The sequence below is a fragment of the Actinoplanes sp. URMC 104 genome (assembly GCF_051386375.1).
Taxonomy (GTDB): Bacteria; Actinomycetota; Actinomycetes; order Mycobacteriales; family Micromonosporaceae; genus Actinoplanes.
The window spans coordinates 1,775,807-1,796,254 of the sequence record NZ_JBPQTO010000002.1 but is presented as its reverse complement, the minus strand read 5'-3'; the positions used below and the strand labels follow the sequence as shown (position 1 = coordinate 1,796,254).

The 20,448-nt window shown below is 72.0% G+C and carries 20 protein-coding genes and 1 tRNA gene; 17 read left to right on the top strand and 4 right to left on the bottom strand.

Going from position 1 to position 20,448, the window contains the following annotated elements; all coding sequences use genetic code 11:
- Positions 1-2: 2 nt before the first annotated feature.
- Positions 3-1,037 (bottom strand): hypothetical protein, encoded by a 1,035-nt coding sequence (locus ACSNN8_RS09395; protein ID WP_436648257.1) that lies wholly within the window; start codon positions 1,035-1,037, stop codon positions 3-5.
- A 68-nt stretch (positions 1,038-1,105) separates the two neighbouring features.
- Here ACSNN8_RS09395 and ACSNN8_RS09390 point away from each other — a divergent pair, with 68 nt between their 5' ends.
- Positions 1,106-1,987 carry a TatD family hydrolase gene (locus tag ACSNN8_RS09390; RefSeq protein WP_436648256.1) on the top strand — a complete coding sequence of 294 codons (882 nt, stop codon included), beginning with the start codon at positions 1,106-1,108 and terminating at the stop codon, positions 1,985-1,987.
- Positions 1,988-2,396: 409 nt separating this feature from the next.
- Here ACSNN8_RS09390 and ACSNN8_RS09385 read toward each other — a convergent pair whose 3' ends face one another.
- Entirely contained in the window at positions 2,397-2,819 is a 423-nt protein-coding gene (locus tag ACSNN8_RS09385; RefSeq protein WP_436648255.1) for a hypothetical protein, read from the bottom strand.
- Positions 2,820-2,853: 34 nt separating this feature from the next.
- Here ACSNN8_RS09385 and rsmA point away from each other — a divergent pair, with 34 nt between their 5' ends.
- The 6 genes from rsmA (at position 2,854) to ACSNN8_RS09355 (ending at position 7,581) form a co-directional block, all read left to right on the top strand.
- The gene (gene rsmA / locus ACSNN8_RS09380) at positions 2,854-3,741 is read left to right on the top strand and encodes a 16S rRNA (adenine(1518)-N(6)/adenine(1519)-N(6))-dimethyltransferase RsmA (RefSeq protein ID WP_436648254.1); all 888 of its coding nucleotides are present in this window, start codon (positions 2,854-2,856) and stop codon (positions 3,739-3,741) included.
- On the top strand, positions 3,738-3,875 hold the full coding sequence (locus ACSNN8_RS09375) for a hypothetical protein (RefSeq protein ID WP_436648253.1): 138 nt from the start codon (positions 3,738-3,740) through the stop codon (positions 3,873-3,875). Before rsmA ends, ACSNN8_RS09375 begins: the two co-directional genes overlap by 4 nt.
- Positions 3,872-4,819 (top strand): 4-(cytidine 5'-diphospho)-2-C-methyl-D-erythritol kinase, encoded by a 948-nt coding sequence (locus ACSNN8_RS09370; protein WP_436648252.1) that lies wholly within the window; start codon positions 3,872-3,874, stop codon positions 4,817-4,819. The genes ACSNN8_RS09375 and ACSNN8_RS09370 overlap by 4 nt, the downstream gene beginning before the upstream one ends.
- 7 nt (positions 4,820-4,826) lie before the next feature.
- Entirely contained in the window at positions 4,827-6,620 is a 1,794-nt protein-coding gene (locus ACSNN8_RS09365) for an ABC-F family ATP-binding cassette domain-containing protein (protein ID WP_436648251.1), read from the top strand.
- Positions 6,621-6,685: 65 nt separating this feature from the next.
- Positions 6,686-7,162 (top strand): DUF4383 domain-containing protein, encoded by a 477-nt coding sequence (locus tag ACSNN8_RS09360; RefSeq protein WP_436648250.1) that lies wholly within the window; start codon positions 6,686-6,688, stop codon positions 7,160-7,162.
- Entirely contained in the window at positions 7,162-7,581 is a 420-nt protein-coding gene (locus ACSNN8_RS09355; RefSeq protein ID WP_436648249.1) for a DUF4383 domain-containing protein, read from the top strand. Before ACSNN8_RS09360 ends, ACSNN8_RS09355 begins: the two co-directional genes overlap by 1 nt.
- On the opposite strand, the gene ACSNN8_RS09350 is transcribed toward ACSNN8_RS09355, so the two are convergent.
- Positions 7,578-8,180: a TetR family transcriptional regulator gene (locus tag ACSNN8_RS09350; protein ID WP_436649483.1), complete on the bottom strand. Its 603-nt coding sequence runs from the start codon at positions 8,178-8,180 to the stop codon at positions 7,578-7,580. The genes ACSNN8_RS09355 and ACSNN8_RS09350 overlap by 4 nt on opposite strands.
- Before the next feature lie 189 nt (positions 8,181-8,369).
- Between ACSNN8_RS09350 and ACSNN8_RS09345 the strand changes: the two genes are divergently transcribed.
- From ACSNN8_RS09345 to cysN, 10 genes are all read left to right on the top strand, one after another.
- Positions 8,370-9,203 (top strand): helix-turn-helix domain-containing protein, encoded by an 834-nt coding sequence (locus tag ACSNN8_RS09345; protein ID WP_436648248.1) that lies wholly within the window; start codon positions 8,370-8,372, stop codon positions 9,201-9,203.
- 48 nt (positions 9,204-9,251) lie between these two features.
- A tRNA-Gln gene (locus tag ACSNN8_RS09340) sits at positions 9,252-9,322 on the top strand.
- Between the two features lie 91 nt (positions 9,323-9,413).
- Positions 9,414-10,874, top strand: a complete 1,461-nt coding sequence (gene glmU / locus ACSNN8_RS09335; RefSeq protein ID WP_436648247.1) for a bifunctional UDP-N-acetylglucosamine diphosphorylase/glucosamine-1-phosphate N-acetyltransferase GlmU — start codon at positions 9,414-9,416, stop codon at positions 10,872-10,874.
- 392 nt (positions 10,875-11,266) lie between these two features.
- Positions 11,267-12,247 carry a ribose-phosphate diphosphokinase gene (locus tag ACSNN8_RS09330; RefSeq protein ID WP_436648246.1) on the top strand — a complete coding sequence of 327 codons (981 nt, stop codon included), beginning with the start codon at positions 11,267-11,269 and terminating at the stop codon, positions 12,245-12,247.
- A gap of 333 nt (positions 12,248-12,580) precedes the next feature.
- Positions 12,581-13,213 (top strand): 50S ribosomal protein L25/general stress protein Ctc, encoded by a 633-nt coding sequence (locus tag ACSNN8_RS09325; RefSeq protein ID WP_436648245.1) that lies wholly within the window; start codon positions 12,581-12,583, stop codon positions 13,211-13,213.
- Between the two features lie 82 nt (positions 13,214-13,295).
- Entirely contained in the window at positions 13,296-13,880 is a 585-nt protein-coding gene (gene pth, locus ACSNN8_RS09320; RefSeq protein ID WP_436648244.1) for an aminoacyl-tRNA hydrolase, read from the top strand.
- Positions 13,881-14,020: 140 nt separating this feature from the next.
- Positions 14,021-16,357, top strand: coding sequence for an exopolysaccharide biosynthesis polyprenyl glycosylphosphotransferase (locus tag ACSNN8_RS09315; RefSeq protein ID WP_436648243.1), 2,337 nt, complete (start codon positions 14,021-14,023; stop codon positions 16,355-16,357).
- A gap of 19 nt (positions 16,358-16,376) precedes the next feature.
- Positions 16,377-17,264 (top strand): 3'(2'),5'-bisphosphate nucleotidase CysQ, encoded by an 888-nt coding sequence (locus ACSNN8_RS09310; RefSeq protein WP_436648242.1) that lies wholly within the window; start codon positions 16,377-16,379, stop codon positions 17,262-17,264.
- A 57-nt stretch (positions 17,265-17,321) separates the two neighbouring features.
- Positions 17,322-18,233 carry a sulfate adenylyltransferase subunit CysD gene (gene cysD, locus ACSNN8_RS09305; protein WP_436648241.1) on the top strand — a complete coding sequence of 304 codons (912 nt, stop codon included), beginning with the start codon at positions 17,322-17,324 and terminating at the stop codon, positions 18,231-18,233.
- Entirely contained in the window at positions 18,233-19,531 is a 1,299-nt protein-coding gene (gene cysN / locus ACSNN8_RS09300; protein ID WP_436648240.1) for a sulfate adenylyltransferase subunit CysN, read from the top strand. The genes cysD and cysN overlap by 1 nt, the downstream gene beginning before the upstream one ends.
- A gap of 3 nt (positions 19,532-19,534) precedes the next feature.
- Here the strand turns inward: cysN and ACSNN8_RS09295 are convergent, their stop codons facing one another.
- Positions 19,535-20,356 (bottom strand): ATP-binding protein, encoded by an 822-nt coding sequence (locus ACSNN8_RS09295; RefSeq protein WP_436648239.1) that lies wholly within the window; start codon positions 20,354-20,356, stop codon positions 19,535-19,537.
- Between the last annotated feature and the right edge of the window lie 92 nt (positions 20,357-20,448).

The following is a 20,448-nucleotide window of genomic DNA, read 5'->3' as shown; positions in this document are numbered from 1 at the left end:
GGTCAGAGCACGTACGGGATGTCGGCGATGTGGTGGTCCGCCAGCTCGCCGACCGGGGCCCAGCTCTCGTAGACGCCGCGCTCGTAGCAGCGCGCGCCCGTGGCCGCGAGCGCGTCGTTGTCGGGCCGGACGAGCCGTAGCCGCGCCCAGGCGTCGTCGCGCTGCAGCACCCAGCACGGGACGCCGCGCCACAGCGCCTGCTCGGCCCGGCGGCTCAGCGTGGACACCGGGTAGCGCGCCGCGCGGGTCAGCGCCCGTACGCGGAACTCCTCCGGCGGGTCTGCGACGGCCTCGTACTCCCTGTCCCTGATCTGCCCGACCAGTTTCGCCGAGCCGGGCGTCGTGCAGGGCACGTACTCGCGGTCGGGAGTGACCCCGGGCAGGGTGTCGAGCAGGCCGCGCCACCGCGGGCCGGCCAGCCGCAGCCAGCCGTGCTGCTCCGGCTGGTAGGTGTAGAGGATGACCTCCTCGCCGCCCGGCACGTACGCGATGAGCTGCGCGTTCGCGGGCATCGGCAGGTCGGCGAAACCGGCGGTGACGAACTCCGGGACGAGGTCGTCGGTGCTGGGCGTGAAGCCGGTGCCCAGGATCATCGCGCCGACCCGGTTGTGCGCCTGCAGCGTCGCCAGCCCCGGCTGGGCCGGCCCGCCGGGCACCTCGTAGTCGAGCGGGTCGACCGCGCGCCAGCGCAACGCGTACGCCACCTCGGCGGAGACCGCGCCGTCGGTGCCGAGCAGCGCCAGCTCCTGCGGGTCGTGCAGGTGCGCGATGTCGCACGCGCGGTAACAGAAGCCGTACGGGAGCCAGCCGCCCAGGTGCCCGGAGACCTGCGCCGCGGAGAGTACCTTCGTCATGCGCGTCCCCCGGCGTACGGCCGCCGTCGCCCGGATCTGCCGCAGGACCGGATCGTCGCGGTGACCGGCGGACTGGCTCATCCGCTGCACCTGCGCCCAGCCGAGGTCGCGCCGCAGCGGAGCGCAGAGCGGTGGCTCCAGCGGATCGACGTCGATCACGCTGTCCTCGCCGGTCACGGTCACGGTCGCAAGGTAGACAACAGCGGTGGACTTCGGATGAACGAACGGTGTCCACGGGGTCGAAGTGCAGAATGTCTCACATGGCAACGTCACCTTCGCAGTCCCGCCGCGAGAAGGCCGCCCGGCGGGCCGGCGAGTTCCCCGCACCGCCCGACCCGCTGGCCGTCGAAGTCTTCGACAGCCACACCCACCTCGACCTGACCGTCCAGGAGGGCAGCGGCTACGACGTCGAGGCGCTGATCGCCGCCGCGGCGAAGGCGGGCGTCGACCGGATCGTGCAGGTGGGGGTCGACGAGCCGTCCTCACGCTGGGGCGCGGAGCTGGCCGCCCGGCACCCGTCCGTGCTGGCCACCGTGGCTCTGCACCCCAACGAGGCCCCACTCCTGTCCGATCTGGACGAGTCGCTGCGGGCCATCGAGGCGCTCGCCGCGCAGCCCCGGGTGCGCGGCATCGGCGAGACGGGCCTGGACACCTTCCGTACGGGTGAGGAAGGGCGCGCTGCGCAGGAGGAGAGCTTCCGCGCGCACATCGCCATCGCCAAGCGGCACGGCAAGGCGCTGATCATCCACGACCGCGACGCCCACCAGGACGTCCTGCGCGTGCTCGACGACGAGGGCGCCCCCGACACGGTCGTCATGCACTGTTTCTCCGGCGACGCGGCGTTCGCAACCGAGTGCGTACGCCGGGGCTTCCACCTCAGCTTCGCCGGCACGGTGACCTTCGCCAGCGCCGGCAACCTTCGCGAGGCGGCGGCGCTCACCCCCGCCGCGCAGATCATGGTCGAGACCGACGCGCCCTACCTGACCCCCGTGCCGCACCGTGGCCGGCCCAACGCGTCGTACCTGATCCCGCTGACCGTGCGCGCGCTGGCCACCACCCGCGGTGATGACGTGGACGAGCTGTGCGCCGCGATCTCCGCCAACGGCGAGCGGGTCTTCGGCCCCTGGCGCTAGCCCTCGCGGGGGCCGGATCCCGCGTTGGGCCCTTCTCCGGGCGCCGGCCCCGCGGTGGCCGGGCGCGATCCGGCGTCGGGCTCCGCTGCGCGCGCTGGCTCCAGGGCGGCCGGGTGCATCCCGCGTTCGGCCTTAGCCCGCGGCGGCCGGGTGCATCCCGCGTTCGGCCTTTGCCCCACGGCGGCCGGGCGCATCTCGCGTTCGGCCTTTGCCCCACGGCGCCAGCCGCAACCCCGCGTCGAGCCCCTCTGCCGACGACGCCGGCCGCCGCCGCCCCGACCGCGCCTTGCGCCTGGCCGGATCCCAGGCTGCTGTCTGCCGAATCACAAACGTCACCCTGTGGACAACGCAAGATCGCGACTTGCGGCGGCGTATTTTCGGGCCAGCCCCCTGGGTGGGCGGGGAGGGCTTATTCGGCTAGCCAAAACGTGACGCCGAGGGTGCGGGCGAGGTGGTGCACGTCGGCGGCGAACCTGGCGGGTGCGTTCCGCACGACGGCGCGCGAGACGAACCGGACCGCCCATCCCGCGGTCGCCGCCACGTTGAGGATGCGGTGGATCACCACGCAGCCGCGCTGGTCGGGCTCCACGGAGTGCTCTCCGCGATACCACCACTCGCCCTGCTGGGTGACGGTGCGGGCGGCGCGGTCGACGGTCACCGCCAGCCGGCTGCCGTCGAGCACCACCACGAACTCGTCGCCGATGTCGGTCTCCTCGACCGTGCCCCGGGCCGCGATCGGCGAGCGGCCTCCGGGCCGTACGTCGAGCAGCAGACCGGCCACCTCGTCGGGCGGCGCCTCCACCACGGCCCGCAACACCAGCAACTCGGTCATGCGCTCGTTTCTACCCCGTCTAGGCTTTGAACCCATGGCTGAAGCACTCCTCGGCCCGGCGGAGATCCGGGAGCTGGCGGCCCGGCTCGGCGTGGCCCCCACGAAGAAGCTCGGCCAGAACTTCCTGCACGACCCCAACACGATCAGGCGCATCGTCGCGGCGGCGGGGCTGGTCGCGGGCGACGTGGCGCTCGAGGTGGGTCCGGGGCTGGGCTCGCTGACGCTGGGGCTGGTCGGCGCGGTGCGGCACGTGCACGCCGTCGAGATCGACCCGCGGCTGGCGGCGGCGCTGCCCGGGACGGTCCCGGCCGCCCACCTGAGGGTGCACAACGCCGACGCGATGCAGGTCCGCGGCGCCGACTTCGACCCGGCGCCGACGATGCTGGTGGCGAACCTGCCCTACAACGTGGCCGTGCCCGTGGTGCTGCACCTGCTCGCCGAGCTGCCCTCGCTGCGCGGAGGCTTGGTGATGGTGCAGAAGGAGGTCGCCGACCGGCTGGTGGCGGGTCCGGGTTCCAAGGTGTACGGGGTTCCGTCCGTGAAGCTGGCCTGGTACGCCGACGCCCGCCCGGCCGGCAAGGTGCCACCCGCCGTGTTCTGGCCGGTGCCCAATGTGGACTCCGGGCTGGTCGCGTTCGCCCGCCGCACCCCGCCCGCGGGCGTGGACCGCCGGGACGTCTTCGCCGTGGTCGACGCGGCCTTCGCCCAGCGCCGCAAGACGCTGCGCGCGGCGCTGGCGGGCTGGGCCGGTGGCGCCGGCCGGGCGGAGAAGCTGCTGGTGGCCGCCGGGGTCAGCCCGCAGGCCCGGGGGGAGTCGCTCACCGTGGAGCAGTTCGCGGCGATCGCGGCAGCGGCGAAAGTGTCGCCTTCCGGCGGTAAGCTCAGCGCGATCGAAGGCGAGCACGAGGAGGTGGACTCATGACTGCCGAGGCGCAGGCCCTGGTCATGGGGACGCCCGGCCCGGAGCGACAGGGGCCCGCGGGCGATTCCGACGAGGTGTCGCGGCGCGGCGGGCCGTCCGGCATCGAGCTGCAGATCGGGGACAGCACTCCGTGACCGAGGCCTGGGGACCGGACGACGACGAGCCGCGCCGGCATCACGGGCCGGTCCGGGTGCGGGTGCCCGCCAAGATCAACCTTCACCTCGGGGTCGGGCCGCTGCGGGCGGACGGGTTCCACGAGCTGAACACGGTCTACCACGCGATCAGCCTGTTCGACGAGCTGACCGCCCGCGCCGGCGACACGCTGACGCTGACCATGGAGGGCGAGGGGGCGGGCACGCTCGCGCTCGACGAGACCAACCTGATCATCCGGGCGGCGCGGGCTCTGGCGGCGCGCACGCGGGTGCCGGCGTACGCCCGGCTGCACCTGCGCAAGACGATCCCGCTCGCCGGCGGGCTGGCGGGCGGCAGCGCCGACGCGGCGGCCACGCTGATCGCCTGCGACCTGCTGTGGGGCACCGGCCTGTCCCGCGAGGAGCTCGCCGAGGTGGGCGCCACGCTCGGCTCCGACGTGCCGTTCCTGCTGCACGGCGGCACCGCGCTGGGCACCGGGCACGGCGAGGCGGTCAGCCCCATACTGGCCCGCCCCACCACCTGGCACTGGGTGGTCGCGCTGGCCGACGGCGGCCTGTCGACCCCGCACGTCTACCGCAAGCTCGACGAGCTGCGCGACAGCGGGTGGCCGCCCAAGGCGCTCGGCGAGCCCGACGAGCTGATGGCCGCGCTGCGCCAGCGCGACCCCGAGGTGCTCGGCGCGGCGCTCGGCAACGACCTGCAGCCCGCGGCGCTCGCGCTGCGGCCCGAGCTGGCCGACGTGCTCAAGGCGGGCAGCGAGGCGGGCGCCGTCGCGGGGCTGGTCTCCGGATCGGGGCCCACCTGTGTGTTCCTGGCCACCGACGCCGCGCACGCCGGGCGCGTCGCGGCCGGGCTCAACGCGGCGGGGGTGTGCCGGGAGGCGGTCACCGCCCGGGGGCCGATGCCGGGAGCGCGGGTAACCTAGAAGCATCGTGGCGAACATCATCAACCTGGACCGGGTCAGCAAGGGCTACGGCGCCGCCGGTCAGCTGCTCACCGACGTCTCTCTCGGGCTCGACGACGACGCCCGCATCGGCATCGTCGGCCTCAACGGCGCCGGCAAGTCGACCCTTCTGCGGCTGCTCGCCAAGAGCGAGGAGCCCGACTCCGGCCGCGTCACCCACCGTCGCGACCTGCGCGTCGCCACGCTGCCGCAGACGCTCGACCTGGCCGCCGAGGCCACCGTACGGGACGTCGTGCTCGGCACCGCGTGGCTGGCGCAGGGCATGGGTGCCGAGCACGAGTGGGCCGGCGACGCCGGGGTGCGCGCCATCCTCGACGGGCTCGGCATGGGCTACCTGGGCCTCGAGACGCCGGTCGGGCCGATGTCCGGTGGCGAGCGGCGCCGCGTCGCGCTCGCCGCGCTGCTGGTGCGCGAGAGCGACCTGCTGATCCTCGACGAGCCCACCAACCACCTCGACGTGGCCGGTGTCGACTGGCTGGCCCACCACCTGCTCACCCGCCGCGGCGCCCTGGTCGTCGTCACCCACGACCGCTGGTTCCTCGACGCGGTGTGCACCGCGACCTGGGAGGTCGTCGACGAGGAGGTGCACGCGTACGAGGGCGGCTACGCGGCCTGGATCCTCTCCCGGGCCGAGCGGCAGCGGGTGGCCGCGGTCGTCGAGGCCCGCCGGCAGAACCTGCTGCGCAAGGAGATCGCCTGGCTGCGCCGCGGCCCACCGGCCCGTACGTCGAAACCGCAGTTCCGCATCGACGCCGCGAACGCGCTGATCGCCGACGTGCCGCCGGTCCGCGACAAGGTCAGCCTCCAGCGGCTGGCCACCTCGCGGCTGGGCAAGCAGGTCTACGAGCTCGACGACGTGACGCTGCACGCCGGCGACGAGACGATCCTCGAGGGCCTCACCTGGCAGGTCGGCCCCGGCGACCGGTTCGCGATCCTCGGCGCCAACGGGGCCGGCAAGACCACCCTGCTGCGCCTGCTCGCCGGCATCACCCGGCCCGACGGCGGGCGCCTGGTCACCGGCTCGACCGTGCGCGCCGCGTTCCTGTCGCAGGAGCTCAAGGAGCTGCCCGGCGACCTGCGGCTGCTCGAGGCCGTCGAAGAGGTCGCGAAACGGGTGAAACTGGGCGACCGCGAGCTGTCCGCCGGTCAGCTCGCCGAGGTGTTCGGATTCACCGACAAGCGCATCTGGACCCCGGTCAGCGACCTGTCCGGTGGCGAGCGGCGCCGGCTGCAGCTGCTTCGCCTGCTGGCCGCCGAGCCCAACGTGCTGCTGCTCGACGAGCCCACCAACGACCTCGACACCGACACCCTCGCCGCGCTGGAGGACCTGCTCGACTCCTGGCCGGGCACGATGATCGTCGCCAGCCACGACCGGTACCTGGTCGAGCGGGTCACCGACACGGCGTACGGGATGTTCGGCGACGGCCGGCTCGTGCACCTGCCCGGCGGCGTCGACGAATATCTCGCGCGCGCGACCTCGCGTTCCGGCGGCACGGTGGCGCAGGCTCCGGCCGTACGCCCGGAAACTCCCGGCCTGTCCGCGGGCGACCTCCGCCAGGCGCGCAAGGACCTGACCCGCCTCGAGCGCCAACTCGGCAAGCTCGAGGAGCGCGAAGCCAAGATCAATGAGAAACTGGCAGAGCACGGCAGCGACTACGACAAGATCATGGAACTGGACGCGCAGCTCAAGGCCGTCCAGCAGGAACGCGCCGAGGTCGAGGAGGCCTGGCTCGAGCTGGCCGAGCAGGTGCCCGGAAACTGATCCGGGGGGTGTGCCTGCGCCGCTTGACCGGGATACGCGAGAATCGGCTGGTACAACACCTGACCTTGGAGACGGACACCATGGCGCACACCCCGGTCAATCACCCGCTGCGGCCGCTCTACCGCGGGCTTGCCTTCCTCGTCGGCGCCTACCTGGTCGTGTTCGGCGTCCTCGGCCTGATCCAGACGTCCGGCGAGAGCTTCACCGGGCCCAGCGGTGAGCGCGTCCTCGGCCAGGGCAGCAACCTGCTGTGGTCGATCATCGCCCTGATCGTCGGCGCCATCGTGATCGCCGCCGCCGCGCTCGGCCGCAACCTCGACGTCGAGGCGAACAAGTACCTCGGCTGGGCGCTGCTGGTGTTCGGCAGCTACGAGCTGGCCACCAACCGCACCGACGCCAACTTCTTCGGCTTCACGATGTCGACGGTCGTGGTCACCTACCTGGTCGGCCTCGCGCTCATCCTCGCCAGCCTCTACGGCAAGATCGCCCCGCAGTCGCAGGCCGGGGCGCCCCGCCAGGTTCGCGAGGGCCGCACGGCCTGATGCCGCACTACCCCCTCAACCATCCGCTGCGCCCGCTCTACCGCTTCCTCGCCCTCCTCGCCGCGGCCTACCTGACGCTCTTCGGCGCCATCGGCCTCGGCGTGACGGCGGGGGAGCCGTTCTTCCACCGCGGCTCCGACTGGGTGCTCGGCCTGCGCACGAACCCCGCCACGGCCTGGCTGAGCCTGATCCTCGGCCTCGTGCTGCTCGCCGCGGTGCTGCTCGGCCGCAACCTCTATCACCACGTCACGGTCGTGCTCGGCTGGGGCCTGGCGGGCTACGCCATGATCATGATGATGGTCATTCAGACCGACGCGAACGTCTTCAACGTCTCCATGATCAACGTGATCGTGCTGACCGTGCTAGGGCTGATCGTGCTGACCGCCGGCCTCTACGGCAAGATCGGCGCCCGCGGCTAGCGCATCCTCCGCGTCAGCAGCGTCGGCTCCGCCTCGAGGTGGGACAGGCCGTTCCACGCCAGGTTCACCAGGTGGGCGGCCACCCTCTCCTTGTTCGGCTCGCGGGCCTCCCGCCACCACTGCCCCACCAGCGCCACCATCCCGACCAGCGCCTGCGAATACAGCTCCGCGAACTTCGGGTCCAGCCCGCGGGTGCGGAACTCCGCGCCCAGGATGTGCTCGACCTGGTGCGCCACGTCGTTCATCACGCTCGAGAAGGTGCCCGCCGGCGCCAGGACGGGCGACTCGCGCGCCAGCACCCGGAACCCGTGCGGCTCCTCCTCGATGTAGTCCAGCAACGCCAGCGCCGCCTGCTCCAGCAACTCCCGCGGGTGCCCCGCCGTCAGCCCCGCCGCGATCCGATCGAGCAGCGCCCGCACCTCCCGGTCGACGACCACCGCGTAGAGGCCCTCCTTGCCCCCGAAGTGCTCGTAGACCACCGGCTTGGAGACCTTGGCCCGCGCGGCCACCTCCTCCACGCTGGTCCCGTCGAAGCCCCGCTCCGCGAACAACTGGCGCCCGATGGCGATCAGCTGCTCCCGCCGCTGGGCGGCCGACATGCGCACCCTGGGGCTCGTCTGGGGGCGATTGTCCGGATCGGTCACCCAGCCATCCTGCCAGGTGCACGGCGTCGCCACCGGCCCCGGACGCCCGGTTTGCCGCCGGCGCGCAGTGCCGACGGCAGCCCGGAACCGATTGGCACATCTGTGCCCTTACAATCAGCCGTAGCCACATTCTAATGTAAGTACATGATGACAAGCGATGTGAGGGAAGAGGCCCGGCGGCTCCGCGTCGACCCTGGGCTGTCGATCTCAGAGCTGAGGAAGCATTTCGGCGTCGGCAGCGGCACGCTGACCGAGTGGCTGCGCGGCATCACCCCGCCCGAGTGGACCAAGCGGCCGAATGCCAAGGACGACCTTCGCCGCCAGGCCGTCGAGCTGCGGAAGCTCGGCTGGTCGGTCAACGACCTGGCACTGAAGCTGGGCGTCGCCAAGTCCACCGCCTATAGCTGGGTGAAGCATCTGCCGCTCGATCCGGACGCCGAGCGCGCCCGTGAGAAGAAGGCGCACTCCGATCTCATGCTCGCCGCCCGCTGGGACGAGCGTCGCGCCGAACGGGACCGCCGGCAGGTCGAGGTCCGAGCCGGCGTGGTGGACGAGCTCGGCCCGATCACCCAGAGGGATGTGCTCCTGGGAGGGGCGCTGGCCTACATGTGTGAGGGTGCGAAGTCGAAGCCGTGGCGGCGGCACGATCGGTTGATTTTCATCAACAACGATCCTCGTCTGCACCGCCTCTTCCTGTGCTTCCTGCGAGCGCAGGGTCGTGATGCCGCCTCTCTGCGGTATCGCGTTCACATCCATGAGAGCGCGGACGCCGAGGCTGCTGCCGACTGGTGGGCCGAGCGGCTCGGCGTGCCGCGTGAACTGTTCCAACGGGCGACGATCAAGCGGCACAACCCGGCGACGAGGAGGGCCAACGTGGGTGCCGACTATCACGGCTGCCTGGTCATCTCGGTACCGAAGTCACGGGAGCTCTATTGGAGGGTCGAGGGCGTGATGGAAGCGCTCGATGCGCTGGGATAGTAGATTCTGCTCAGCGGGAGCCAGGCGCTAGTGTGGCGACCGAACCAGTCGGCCGTGGTGAAATGGCATCACCCTAGGTTTTGGTCCTAGTGTTCCGGGTTCGAGTCCTGGCGGCCGAGCATGTCCTGTGGAAGGGGTCCGGGTGCACCGGCCCCGCGGCTGAGTTGCCGCCGTCCGCGTTGATGCCTACTGCGAACACTGGAGTACCGCGTGAGTCAGGCCCCTCGTCGTACTGTCGTCGTCCTTGCTGCCGGTGAGGGCAAGCGGATGAAGTCCGCCACCCCCAAGGTGCTGCACCCCCTGCTCGGGCGCACGCTGGTCGGGCACGTGCTGACCGCGTCGGCGTCCGCGGGGGCGGAGCGGACGATCGTGGTGGTGGGGCACAAGTCCGACCAGGTCGAGGCGCACCTTGCGGAGGTGGCGCCGGGGGTCACGCCGGTGCTGCAGGCGCAGCAGAACGGCACGGGGCACGCGGTGCGGATCGCGCTGGAAGCGGCGCCCGACGCCTCGGGGACGGTGGTGGTGCTCAACGGCGACGTGCCGCTGCTGCGGGCCGAGACGGTGGCGAGCTTGATCGAGGCGCACGAGTCGGGCGCGCGCGGGGCCACCGTGCTGGCGGCCGAGGTGGCGGACCCGACGGGGCTGGGCCGGATCGTGCGGGACGCGGCGGGCAACCTCGAGCGGATCGTGGAGGAGCGGGACGCCTCGGCCGAGGTGCGTGCCGTGCGCGAGATCAACGCCGGCATCTACGCGTTCGACGTGGCGTCGCTGCGGGAGGCGCTGTCGAAGCTGTCCACCGACAACGACCAGGGCGAGGAGTACCTGACCGACGTTTTCGGGATCATGGCCTCGGTGGGCCGGCCGGTCGGGGTGTTCGTGGCGCCGGACGCGGACGAGACGCTGGGCTGCAACGACCGGGCCGAGCTGGCGCGTCTGCGGGCGCTGTTGCGCGACCGGGTGAACGAGGCGTGGATGCGCGCGGGCGTGTCGATCCTGGACCCGGCGACCACCTGGATCGACGTGACGGTGCAGCTCGAGCCCGACGTGGAGATCGACCAGAACTCGCAGCTGCTGGGCGCGACGACCGTCGCGGCGGGCGCGATCGTGGGGCCGGACACGACGCTGATCGACAGCACGGTGGGGGCGGGCGCGGTGGTGCTGCGGACGCACTCGATCGGTGCGGAGATCGGGCCGGAGGCGACCGTGGGGCCGTTCTCGTTCCTGCGGCCGGGCACGCGGCTGGGCCGCAAGGCCAAGGTGGGCGGTTTCGTCGAGACGAAGAACGCCGAGCTGGGCGAGGGCGCGAAGGTGCCGCATCTGTCGTACGTGGGAGACGCCACGATCGGCCCGAAGGCGAACATCGGCGCGGGCACGATCTTCGCGAACTACGACGGGGTCAACAAGAGCCACACCACGGTGGGCGAGGCCGCGTTCGTGGGCTCCGACACCGTGCTCATCGCGCCGGTGGAGATCGAGCCGGGGGCGTACGTGGCGGCGGGCAGCGCCATCCAGAAGGGTGTGCCGGCGGGCAGCCTGGGGGTGACGCGGGCGCCGCAGCGCAACGTCGAGGGCTGGGTGGCTCGCAAGCGGGCCGGCACGGTGTCGGCGGCGGCCGCCGAGCGCGCGCTGGCCGAGAAGGACGCGGGCGGCGAGGTCAGCACCGCGGAGTGACGCGGCCGAGGCCGGGCAAGCGGCAGGAAAGCGCCGCCGCGGCGGCCCTGGGGAGCGGGGAAGTGGCGCTGGAGTGACGCGGTGGTGGCTGGTCGGCGGGCGGAATGCGGGCGGGTGCGGTTAGCTGGAGTGGTGGCCTGGCCGTCCGGGCCGGCCGGGCAAGGTCACTGGCGAATATCCGACAGCGGGCTCCGGAACGTTCCCGATCGTGACGCGGCGGGTACGCCCGGTGCTGAACGGGCCGGGCCGACCGCCTCTGAGCTGGAATGATCCGGTGGGGGTGAGGCATCCCACGCGGTGGCCGCGGATGGTGGCGCCGAAGTGGCCGCGGGGGATACTTCACTCCGAATGTCATCCCCACCCCCTCGAACCAAAACGGGAGTAGCGAGCCGATGGGCAGCATCGTCGCGGAGAACCGTAAGTCTCTGATGCTCTTCTCCGGGCGGGGTTTCCCGGAGCTGGCCGACGAGATCGGCCAGGTGCTCGGCGTCGCGCCGACCCCCGCCGACTCGTACGAGTTCGCCAACGGTGAGATCTTCGTCCGCTTCAAGGACTCCGTCCGCGGCTCGGACGCGTTCGTCGTGCAGTCGGTCACCGAGGGCGTGAACCGCTGGGTCATGGAGACCCTCATCATGATCGACGCTCTGAAGCGGGGCTCGGCCAAGCGGATCACCGTGGTGCTCCCGTTCTACCCGTACTCGCGGCAGGACAAGAAGCACCGCGGCCGCGAGCCGATCTCCGCGCGCCTGGTCGCCGACCTGCTCAAGACCGCGGGCGCCAACCGGATCCTCACGGTCGACCTGCACACGGCGCAGATCCAGGGCTTCTTCGACGGCCCGGTCGACCACCTGTTCGCGATGGACATCCTCGCCGAGCACGTGCAGCAGAAGTACGCCGGCCGGCCGATGACCGTGGTGGCGCCCGACTCGGGCCGGGTGCGGGTGGCCGAGCGCTGGACCGACCGGCTGGGCGGCTGCCCGCTGGCGTTCATCCACAAGACCCGCGACCCGCTCAAGCCCAACCAGGTGGTGGCGAACCGCGTGGTGGGCGAGGTGGAGGGCCGGGTCTGCCTGATCGTCGACGACATGATCGACACCGGCGGGACGATCACCAAGGCGGCCGACATCCTCTGGGACGAGGGCGCGGCCGACGTGATCGTGGCCTCGACGCACGCGCTGCTCTCCGACCCGGCGACCGAGCGGCTCAAGAACAGCCGCATCAGCGAGCTGGTGGTGACCAACACGCTGCCGCTGCCGCCCGAGAAGCGTCTCGACAAGATCACCGTGCTGTCGATCGCGCCGCTGCTGGCGCGCGCGATCCGCGAGGTCTTCGACGACGGCTCGGTCACCACGCTGTTCGGCGGGCTGAGCTAGGCCCCTCGGCGGCCGATCACGCTCTGCAAGTTGCATTCGAGTGGGTGAACTTTTCAAGGAGTGCTTGAGCGGGGCGGACCCGATGAGTCGTGCGCGTACGTAGCAGGTAAGCTAGTGCGGTTGCCACGGCGAGGGTGCCCCGCGGTCTGCTGAGCTTCGCAGCCGCTCGGAGGCACCGTGATCGACGCGGTGCTCCGGGCCTGTGCCCAGCGCGCCCCCTTGCCCGGCAGCGCCGGCCACGGCCACCAGCACCGTCGGTGTCCGTTGACCCACACACTGCCGCAGCCCGCCGACTTAGTCGCAGCCCGATCGAAGAGTTTCAGGAGTTTCCCCGTGTCCGAGGTAAAGATCAGCGCCGAGCCCCGCACCGAGTTCGGCAAGGGTGGTGCCCGTCGCACGCGCCGGGCCGGTTTGGTGCCCGCCGTGCTTTACGGCCACGGCGAGAAGCCGCAGCACATCGCGCTGCCGGCCCGTGAGTTCGCGGCCGCGATCCGGCACGGTGGACTCAACACGGTGTTCACGATCGACATCGCCGGCGCGTCCGGCGCCACGCTGGCCCTGCCCAAGGCCATCCAGCGTGACCCGATCAAGGACACCTACGAGCACGTCGACCTGATCATCGTGAAGCGCGGCGAGAAGGTCCAGGTGGACGTTCCCGTCACGCTGACCGGTGAGGCCGCCCGCAACACGCTCGTGGTCAACGAGTCGAACACCCTGGCCGTGGTCGCCGAGGCCATGCACCTGCCGTCCAGCTTCGAGGTGTCCATCGAGGGCCTCGAGGCCGGCGCCCAGGTGACCGCCGCCGACGTGCAGCTGCCGGCCGGCACCGAGCTGGCCGTCGAGCCCGACTTCGTGCTGGCGATCGTGTCGCAGGCGCAGACCGCCGAGCAGATGGAGGGCGACACCGGCGAGGGTGGCGAGCCGGCCGCCGAGGGCGAGACCGCCGAGGCCGCGACCGAGGAGTAATTCCGCCGGAGCCGGCGAGACGAGCAGTGTTGGGGAAAGTGCCGGGTGGCACTTTCCCCTTCTCGTATGAGGGGGCAGGGCAGTGAGCGACGAGCCGTGGCTGGTGGTCGGGCTGGGCAACCCGGGCCGGGAGTACGCCGGCAACCGGCACAACGTGGGCTTCATGGTGGCCGATCTGCTGGCGTCGCGCGTGGACGCGAAGTTCGGCCGGTCGAAGCGCGCGCACGCCGAGGTGGCGGAGGGCCGGCTGGGCTTCGGCGGCCCGAAGCTGGTGCTGGTGAAGCCGCTGACCTACATGAACCTGTCCGGCGCGCCGGTGGCCTCGCTGGGCCAGTTCTTCAAAGTGCCCGTGGCGAACGTGATTGCCGTGCACGATGAGCTTGATGTGCCGTTCGGACAGGTACGAGCCAAGCGTGGCGGTGGTGAGGGTGGCCACAACGGACTGCGATCCATGTCGAAGTCGCTGTCGACCAAGGAGTACGCGCGGGTGCGGTTCGGCATCGGCCGCCCGCCCGGCCGGCAGGACCCGGCCGACTACGTGCTCTCCGACTTCTCCGGCGCCGAGCGCAAGGAATTGGACTTCCTCGTCGACCGCGCGGCCGACGTGGTGGAGGCCATCGTGCTCGAGGGCGTGGAGTGGGCGCAGAACAAATACCACGGCGGTTGATCCCGCGAGGGCCGAACGGATAGATCGATTGGGCGGTTTTGTCCGTCTCTCGGCCCCGTGACGCTCTTGAGTGTCCGACCGTTGGTCACACGTATGCACCGATTCGGTGCGCTATGACCGGCGGTTGGGGGAGGTTCGGGATGCGGCGGGACCTGTCCGCCTGTGAGGCGGTGCTGTCGCAGCCGACCGTGCTGTTGCCGGCGATCCGCCCGGTGCGTCCGCCGAAGGGGTACGCGCGGGGTCACCGGCCGCCGGTCGACGAGGGCGGGGAGTCGCGCTGGACCGGCGACCCGTCGCTGGGCGAGGGCGAGGACTTCGGCTGGGACGACCGGACGCCGTCCGAGTCGCGCGAGGACGACGCGTGGGGCGGTGTCCCGCGCGACGAGCAGGGCTGGGCCGACGGCAGCGGGCAGGGCTGGGCCGACGGCAGCGGGCAGGGCTGGGCCGACGGCAGCGGGCAGGGCTGGGCCGACGGCAGCGGGCAGGGCTGGGCCGACGGCAACGGGTACGGCTGGAGCGGCGGGCCGGTGGAGCCGCCCGAGGGCTACGGCTGGGCGAACCACCCGCCGGCGAACCACGGGCCGCGGCGGTCCAAGATCCCGGCACCGGTCGCGCCGCTCAGTCCGCCGCCGCCGGGCGTGGGCACGCCGACCGCGGCCACGATGAGCGCCGGGATCGCGGCTCCGACACGCCCGGACGGGGGTGCGTCCGCGCCGGACCGGGATGGCAGCGGCTCGACAAAGCCGGGTGCCGCCGAGGCCGTCGTTGCCGAGGAGGGGCTGGGCGGCGGCTTGTACGGCGCGGCGGCCCGCACCAAGACGGAGGAGCGGCCGGGCGGGGGGCTGAGCGGCCTCAACGCCGGGCCGGGGGGCACGAAGGCCGGGCCGGAGGCCGCGCCGGGCAAGCATGACAACGGGGCTCCGCTGGCGGCGCGCGGCAAGGTGGATCCGGCGCGCAACAAGGCGATGGACCGGCACTGGTCGCAGCGGCCCAGCAAGTCGGCGGCGGCCCGCCCGGCGGCGCGGCCGTTCGTGCGGATGCGCGGCCGGCACGCTGCCATGTCGCGGCGGCAGCTGTGGGAGCGCCGCTACGTGTGGTCGCTGGTGCTCTGTGACCTGGTGGCGGGCACGGCGGCCGGGGCGGTGACGTTCGGGCTGCGCTTCGGCGACGTCGTGACCACCTACAACCTCGCGTACATCGTGCTGTCCGCGCTGCTGCCGGTGCTGTTGCTGGCCGTGCTGGCGGTCTCGCGGGCGTACGAGCGGCGCTACCTGTTCGTCGGCACCGACGAGTACCAGCGGGTGTTCCGCGGCGGGGTCGGCCTGATCGCCGGGGCGGCCGTGGTCTCGTACGCCCTCGATCTGGATCTTGCCCGGGGCTATGTGCTGGCCGCGCTGCCGACCGCGATCGCCTCGTCGGTGGTGCTGCGGTTCGCGCTGCGCAAGCGGCTGCACCGGGCCCGCGCCCGCGGCGAGAGCCTGCGCCGGGTGATCCTGGTCGGGCACGAGCTGTCGGTCATCGGCATGAACCGCCAGCTGCGGCGGGAGCGCTATCACGGGCTCGAGGTGGTGGGCGCGTGCCTGCCGCCGGGCCACGACGGCGTGGGCGTCTCGGACGGGCCGCACGGGCTGGCCGTCTACGGCACGTTCGACGACGTGGCGGGCGCCGTGGAGCAGGCCGACGCGGACACCGTGGTGGTGCTCAGCTGCCCCGAGCTGGACGGCGCGGCCCTGCGGCGGCTGGCCTGGCGGCTCGAGCGCGACGAGGTCGACCTGGTGGTGGCGAGCGCGCTGGTCGACGTGGCCGGGGCGCGCACGACGATCCGGCCGTTCGACGGGCTGCCGATGCTGCACGTGGAGCACCCCCGGCTGCACGGCGGCTCGCGCCTGGTCAAGGAGGCGTTCGACCGGCTCGGGGCGCTCGCGCTGCTGCTGGTCTTCGGCCCGCTGCTGCTGGCGGTCGCCCTGTGTGTGCGGTGCACCTCACGCGGCCCGGTACTCTTTCGCCAGGTCCGGGTCGGCCGCGACGGCCGGCAGTTCCGCATCTTCAAGTTCCGGAGCATGTATGTGGATGCCGAGGCCCGGCTCGCCGAGCTGCGGCATCTCAACGAGCACGACGGCGTGCTGTTCAAGATCCGTGACGATCCCCGGGTGACGCCGGTGGGTCGTTACCTGCGCCGCTTCTCGCTGGACGAGCTGCCGCAGCTGCTGAACGTGCTGCTGGGGCAGATGTCGCTGGTCGGGCCGCGGCCGCCGCTGCCGAGCGAGGTGGCGGCGTACGCCGACGACGTGCGGCGCCGGCTGGCGGTCAAGCCGGGCATGACGGGGCTGTGGCAGGTGTCCGGACGCTCGGATCTGCCGTGGGAGGAAGCGGTCCGGCTGGACCTGCGCTATGTGGAGAACTGGACCTTCAGCTTGGATCTGGTCATCCTGTTGCGCACCATGACGGCAGTGGTGCGGTCGTCCGGAGCGTACTGACCTTAGGGAGCGGCAGAGAATGGGCGAGCAGACAGAGACGTCGGCGCGCGTGAACCCGCAGCGAGAGAGCGCGGACGGCGGCATCCCGCCGGTGAACGACGCGGCCTTCGCCCGCTGGCTGGCCGACCGGGCCGGGCAGGCGCTGCTGCAGGTGCGCGAGGAGCAGGGCTTTGCCGACGGCGCCGCGCTCAAGGCGGCCGGCGACAAGGCGTCGCACCACCTGATGCGCGCCGAGCTGGCCCGCTGGCGCCCGGCCGACGCGGTGCTCTCGGAGGAGGACGACCACGCGCGCGAGGCGTGGCGTGACGGCGAGCACAGCACCGTACGCCCGGAGCGGCTCGGCGCCTCCCGGGTGTGGATCATCGACCCGCTCGACGGCACCCGCGAGTTCTCCGAGCAGGGCCGCACCGACTGGGCCGTGCACGTCGCCCTCTGGACGGCGGACTGCTCGAGCCCGTCCTGCCTGGCCGCGGGCGCGGTCGCGATGCCCGCGCAGCACCGGACGATCGCCACCGACCACGCCCCGGCGTACCCGCCGATGCCGTTGGACGCGACCGCCGGGCCCATCCGCATCGCCGCCAGCCGCACCCGGCCGCCGGCCTTCGTGACCGCGCTGGCCGAGGAGATCGGCGCCGAGCTCGTGCCGATGGGGTCGGCGGGCGTGAAGATCGCCGCGGTGATCAGCGGCGAGGCCGACGCGTACGTGCACGCCGGGGGTCAGTACGAGTGGGACTCGGCCGCCCCGGTCGCTGTGGCGTTGGCCACCGGCCTGCACGCTAGCCGAATCGACGGATCTGCGTTGAAATACAACGAGGCCGACCCTAAGTTGCCGGACCTGGTGGTGTGCCGTAAGGATCTCGCTCCTCGGTTGCTTGCAGCGTTGCAGCGTCACCTTCCGTCAAAATGACGGTTTGAACCCAGCAACACAGCCGCGATCCCCCCGAAAGGTCTGGAGCCCCCACCGATGAGCCAGACGAAGCCCTACCGCGTCTCGCATCTGGACGCGCTGGAAGCCGAGAGCATCTTCGTGATGCGCGAGGTCATGGCGGAGTTCGAGCGTCCCGTGCTGCTGTTCTCGGGCGGCAAGGACTCGATCGTGATGCTGCGGCTGGCGGAGAAGGCGTTCGCCCCCGCCCGCATCCCGTTCCCGGTCATGCACGTCGACACCGGCCACAACTTCCCCGAGGTGCTGGAGTACCGCGACTCGCGGGTCGCCGGCCTCGGGCTCAACCTGGTGGTCGCCAGCGTGCAGGAGGCGATCGAGACCGGGCTGGTGCGCGAGCTGCCCGACGGCACCCGCAACCGCATCCAGACCCCGGTGCTGCTGGCCGCCGTCGAGAAGTACCGCTTCGACGCGCTGTTCGGCGGCGCCCGCCGCGACGAGGAGAAGGCGCGCGCCAAGGAGCGCATGTTCAGCTTCCGCGACGAGTTCGGTCAGTGGGACCCCAAGAACCAGCGGCCCGAGCTGTGGTCGCTCTACAACGGCAAGCACCACCCCGGCGAGTCGATCCGGGTGTTCCCGCTGTCGAACTGGACCGAGCTGGACGTCTGGCACTACATCGCCAAGGAGCGCATCCCGCTGCCGAGCATCTACTACGCCCACGACCGTGAGGTCGTCGAGCGCGACGGGATGTTCTACGCGGTCAACGAGTTCATCCGGCTGCGCGACGGCGAGACCTCGCAGGTGCGCCGGGTGCGCTACCGCACGGTGGGCGACGCCTCGCAGACCGCCGCCGTGCTGTCCGAGGCCGACACGGTGGAGAAGGTGATCGACGAGGTCGCCGCCACCCGCATCACCGAGCGCGGCGCGACCCGCGGCGACGACAAGGTCAGCGAGGCCGCGATGGAAGACCGCAAGCGAGAGGGTTACTTCTGATGAGCCAGGGCGTCCTGGAGACCGAGGCGGCCCCCGCGGCGCGCATGGATCTGCTGCGGTTCGCCACCGCGGGCAGCGTGGACGACGGCAAGTCGACGCTCATCGGCCGGCTGCTGTACGACACCAAGACCATCTTCGCCGACCAGCTCGAGGCGGTGGAGGCGGCCAGCGCGTCGCGCGGCGACGAGTACACGAACCTGGCGCTGCTCACCGACGGCCTGCGCGCCGAGCGCGAGCAGGGCATCACGATCGACGTGGCGTACCGCTACTTCGCGACGCCGAAGCGCAAGTTCATCATCGCCGACACCCCGGGGCACATCCAGTACACCCGGAACATGGTCACCGGCGCCTCGACGGCCGACCTCGCGCTGATCCTCGTCGACGCGCGCAAGGGCCTGGTCGAGCAGAGCCGCCGGCACGCGTTCCTGACCAGCCTGCTGCGGGTGCCGCACCTGGTGCTGTGCATCAACAAGATGGACCTGGTCGACTGGGACAAGGCGGTCTACGACAAGATCGCGGACGAGTTCACCTCGTTCGCGGCCAAGCTCGAGATCGGCGACCTGACGATCATCCCGGTGTCGGCGCTCAACGGCGACAACATCGCCTCGCGCTCCGAGAAGAGCCCGTGGTACGACGGCCCGTCGCTGCTGCACCACCTCGAGCACGTGCACATCGCCAGCGACCGCAACCTGGTCGACGTGCGGTTCCCGGTGCAGTACGTGATCCGTCCCCAGTCGACGACCGTGACCGACTACCGCGGCTACGCGGGCCAGGTCGCCTCGGGCGTGCTCAAGCCCGGCGACGAGGTGATGGTGCTGCCCTCGGGCATGACCAGCACGATCGCCGCCATCGACACCGCGGACGGGCCGGTCGACGAGGCGTTCCCGCCCATGTCGGTCACGGTGCGGCTCAACGACGAGATCGACATCTCGCGCGGCGACCTGATCTGCCGGCCGCACAACGCCCCCGCGGTCGCGCAGGACATCGAGGCGATGGTCTGCTGGATGGACGAGACCGCCCCGCTGCGGGTCGGCGGCAAGTACGCCATCAAGCACACCACGCGCACGGCCCGCACGGTGGTCCGCGGCCTGCAGTACCGGCTGGACGTGAACACGCTGCACCGCGACGAGCAGGCGGACGCGCTGCAGCTCAACGAGATCGGCCGGGTGCGGCTGCGCACCACGGTGCCGCTGCTCGCCGACGAGTACCGGCGCAACCGCACCACCGGCGGCTTCATCCTGATCGACGAGAGCACCAACCGCACGGTCGGCGCCGGCATGATCATCGAGGCGCAGTAGCGGTCAGTAGCGTTCGTTGCGCCGCGTGGCGGGCAGCCGCGACGTCCGGTCGTTGCGGCCCTGCTGCGCGGCCGGCCCGGCGGGCGGCTGCAGGGTCGCCCACACCACCTTGCCGGTGCGGGTGGGCAGCGAGCCCCAGGCCACCGCGAGCGTGCCGACCAGCCGCAGCCCGTGGCCGCGGTCGTCGAGCGGCCGGCCGGGGCGCTCCCGGCTCGGCCGGATCAGCCGGGGCGGCTCGGCGACGCCGTCGGCCACGCTGAGGTGGATGCCGGCGCCGCGCAGGCTCACCACCACGGTCATCGGGGTCCCGGCGTGCTCGATCGCGTTGCTGACCAGCTCGGACATCACGGCCCGGCCGGGGTGCAGCAGCTCGGCCCGGTCCCACGCCAGGCAGGCGTCGCCGATCAGGTTGCGGGCCGCGCTGGGCGCCTCGGGCTCCGGGTCGAGGGTGAGCGAGACCCGTTCGGTGAGCGGCAGGCGGCTGGCGATCGCCACCCGGGCCTGCCGCACCCTGGCATAGACGGGCAGGTAGCGGCGGGCGCCGAGGCGCTGCATCCGGTCGGCCAGCGGCTGCTCCGGCGGGATGCAGAGCGCGAGCTGCACGGGCGGCATCATCGCCGCGGCGGTCTGCTGCGCGGTCATCCAGGTCGGCGCGCTGGCGCCGGTCGGGTCGTCGAGCCCGGTGAGGTCGACGATGAGCGCCTCCGGATGCTCGGTGAGACATTTGTGCAGCCGCTCGGTCGTGCTCTTCCACAGGTCGCGGTCCCAGCGGCCGCGCACGCTGAGCAGCACGACCGACGCGTCGACATCGCATTCGAGATGCACGGCGGCCTCCTCTTCCTGGGTGGACCCGCTGTGCGCAGGGACATGTCGGCCACGGTAATCGCGAAAATTGATCGTTTCGGGCACCCTTAGCT

Coding starts and splice junctions, on each gene's coding strand:
- ACSNN8_RS09390 (WP_436648256.1), top strand. CDS start 1,106: ATGTCTCACATGGCAACGTCACCTTCGCAGTCCCGCCGCGAGAAGGCC.
- ACSNN8_RS09385 (WP_436648255.1), bottom strand. CDS start 2,819: ATGACCGAGTTGCTGGTGTTGCGGGCCGTGGTGGAGGCGCCGCCCGAC.
- rsmA (WP_436648254.1), top strand. CDS start 2,854: ATGGCTGAAGCACTCCTCGGCCCGGCGGAGATCCGGGAGCTGGCGGCC.
- ACSNN8_RS09375 (WP_436648253.1), top strand. CDS start 3,738: ATGACTGCCGAGGCGCAGGCCCTGGTCATGGGGACGCCCGGCCCGGAG.
- ACSNN8_RS09355 (WP_436648249.1), top strand. CDS start 7,162: ATGCCGCACTACCCCCTCAACCATCCGCTGCGCCCGCTCTACCGCTTC.
- ACSNN8_RS09350 (WP_436649483.1), bottom strand. CDS start 8,180: ATGTCGGCCGCCCAGCGGCGGGAGCAGCTGATCGCCATCGGGCGCCAG.
- ACSNN8_RS09345 (WP_436648248.1), top strand. CDS start 8,370: ATGATGACAAGCGATGTGAGGGAAGAGGCCCGGCGGCTCCGCGTCGAC.
- ACSNN8_RS09330 (WP_436648246.1), top strand. CDS start 11,267: ATGGGCAGCATCGTCGCGGAGAACCGTAAGTCTCTGATGCTCTTCTCC.
- ACSNN8_RS09315 (WP_436648243.1), top strand. CDS start 14,021: ATGCGGCGGGACCTGTCCGCCTGTGAGGCGGTGCTGTCGCAGCCGACC.
- ACSNN8_RS09310 (WP_436648242.1), top strand. CDS start 16,377: ATGGGCGAGCAGACAGAGACGTCGGCGCGCGTGAACCCGCAGCGAGAG.
- cysD (WP_436648241.1), top strand. CDS start 17,322: ATGAGCCAGACGAAGCCCTACCGCGTCTCGCATCTGGACGCGCTGGAA.
- cysN (WP_436648240.1), top strand. CDS start 18,233: ATGAGCCAGGGCGTCCTGGAGACCGAGGCGGCCCCCGCGGCGCGCATG.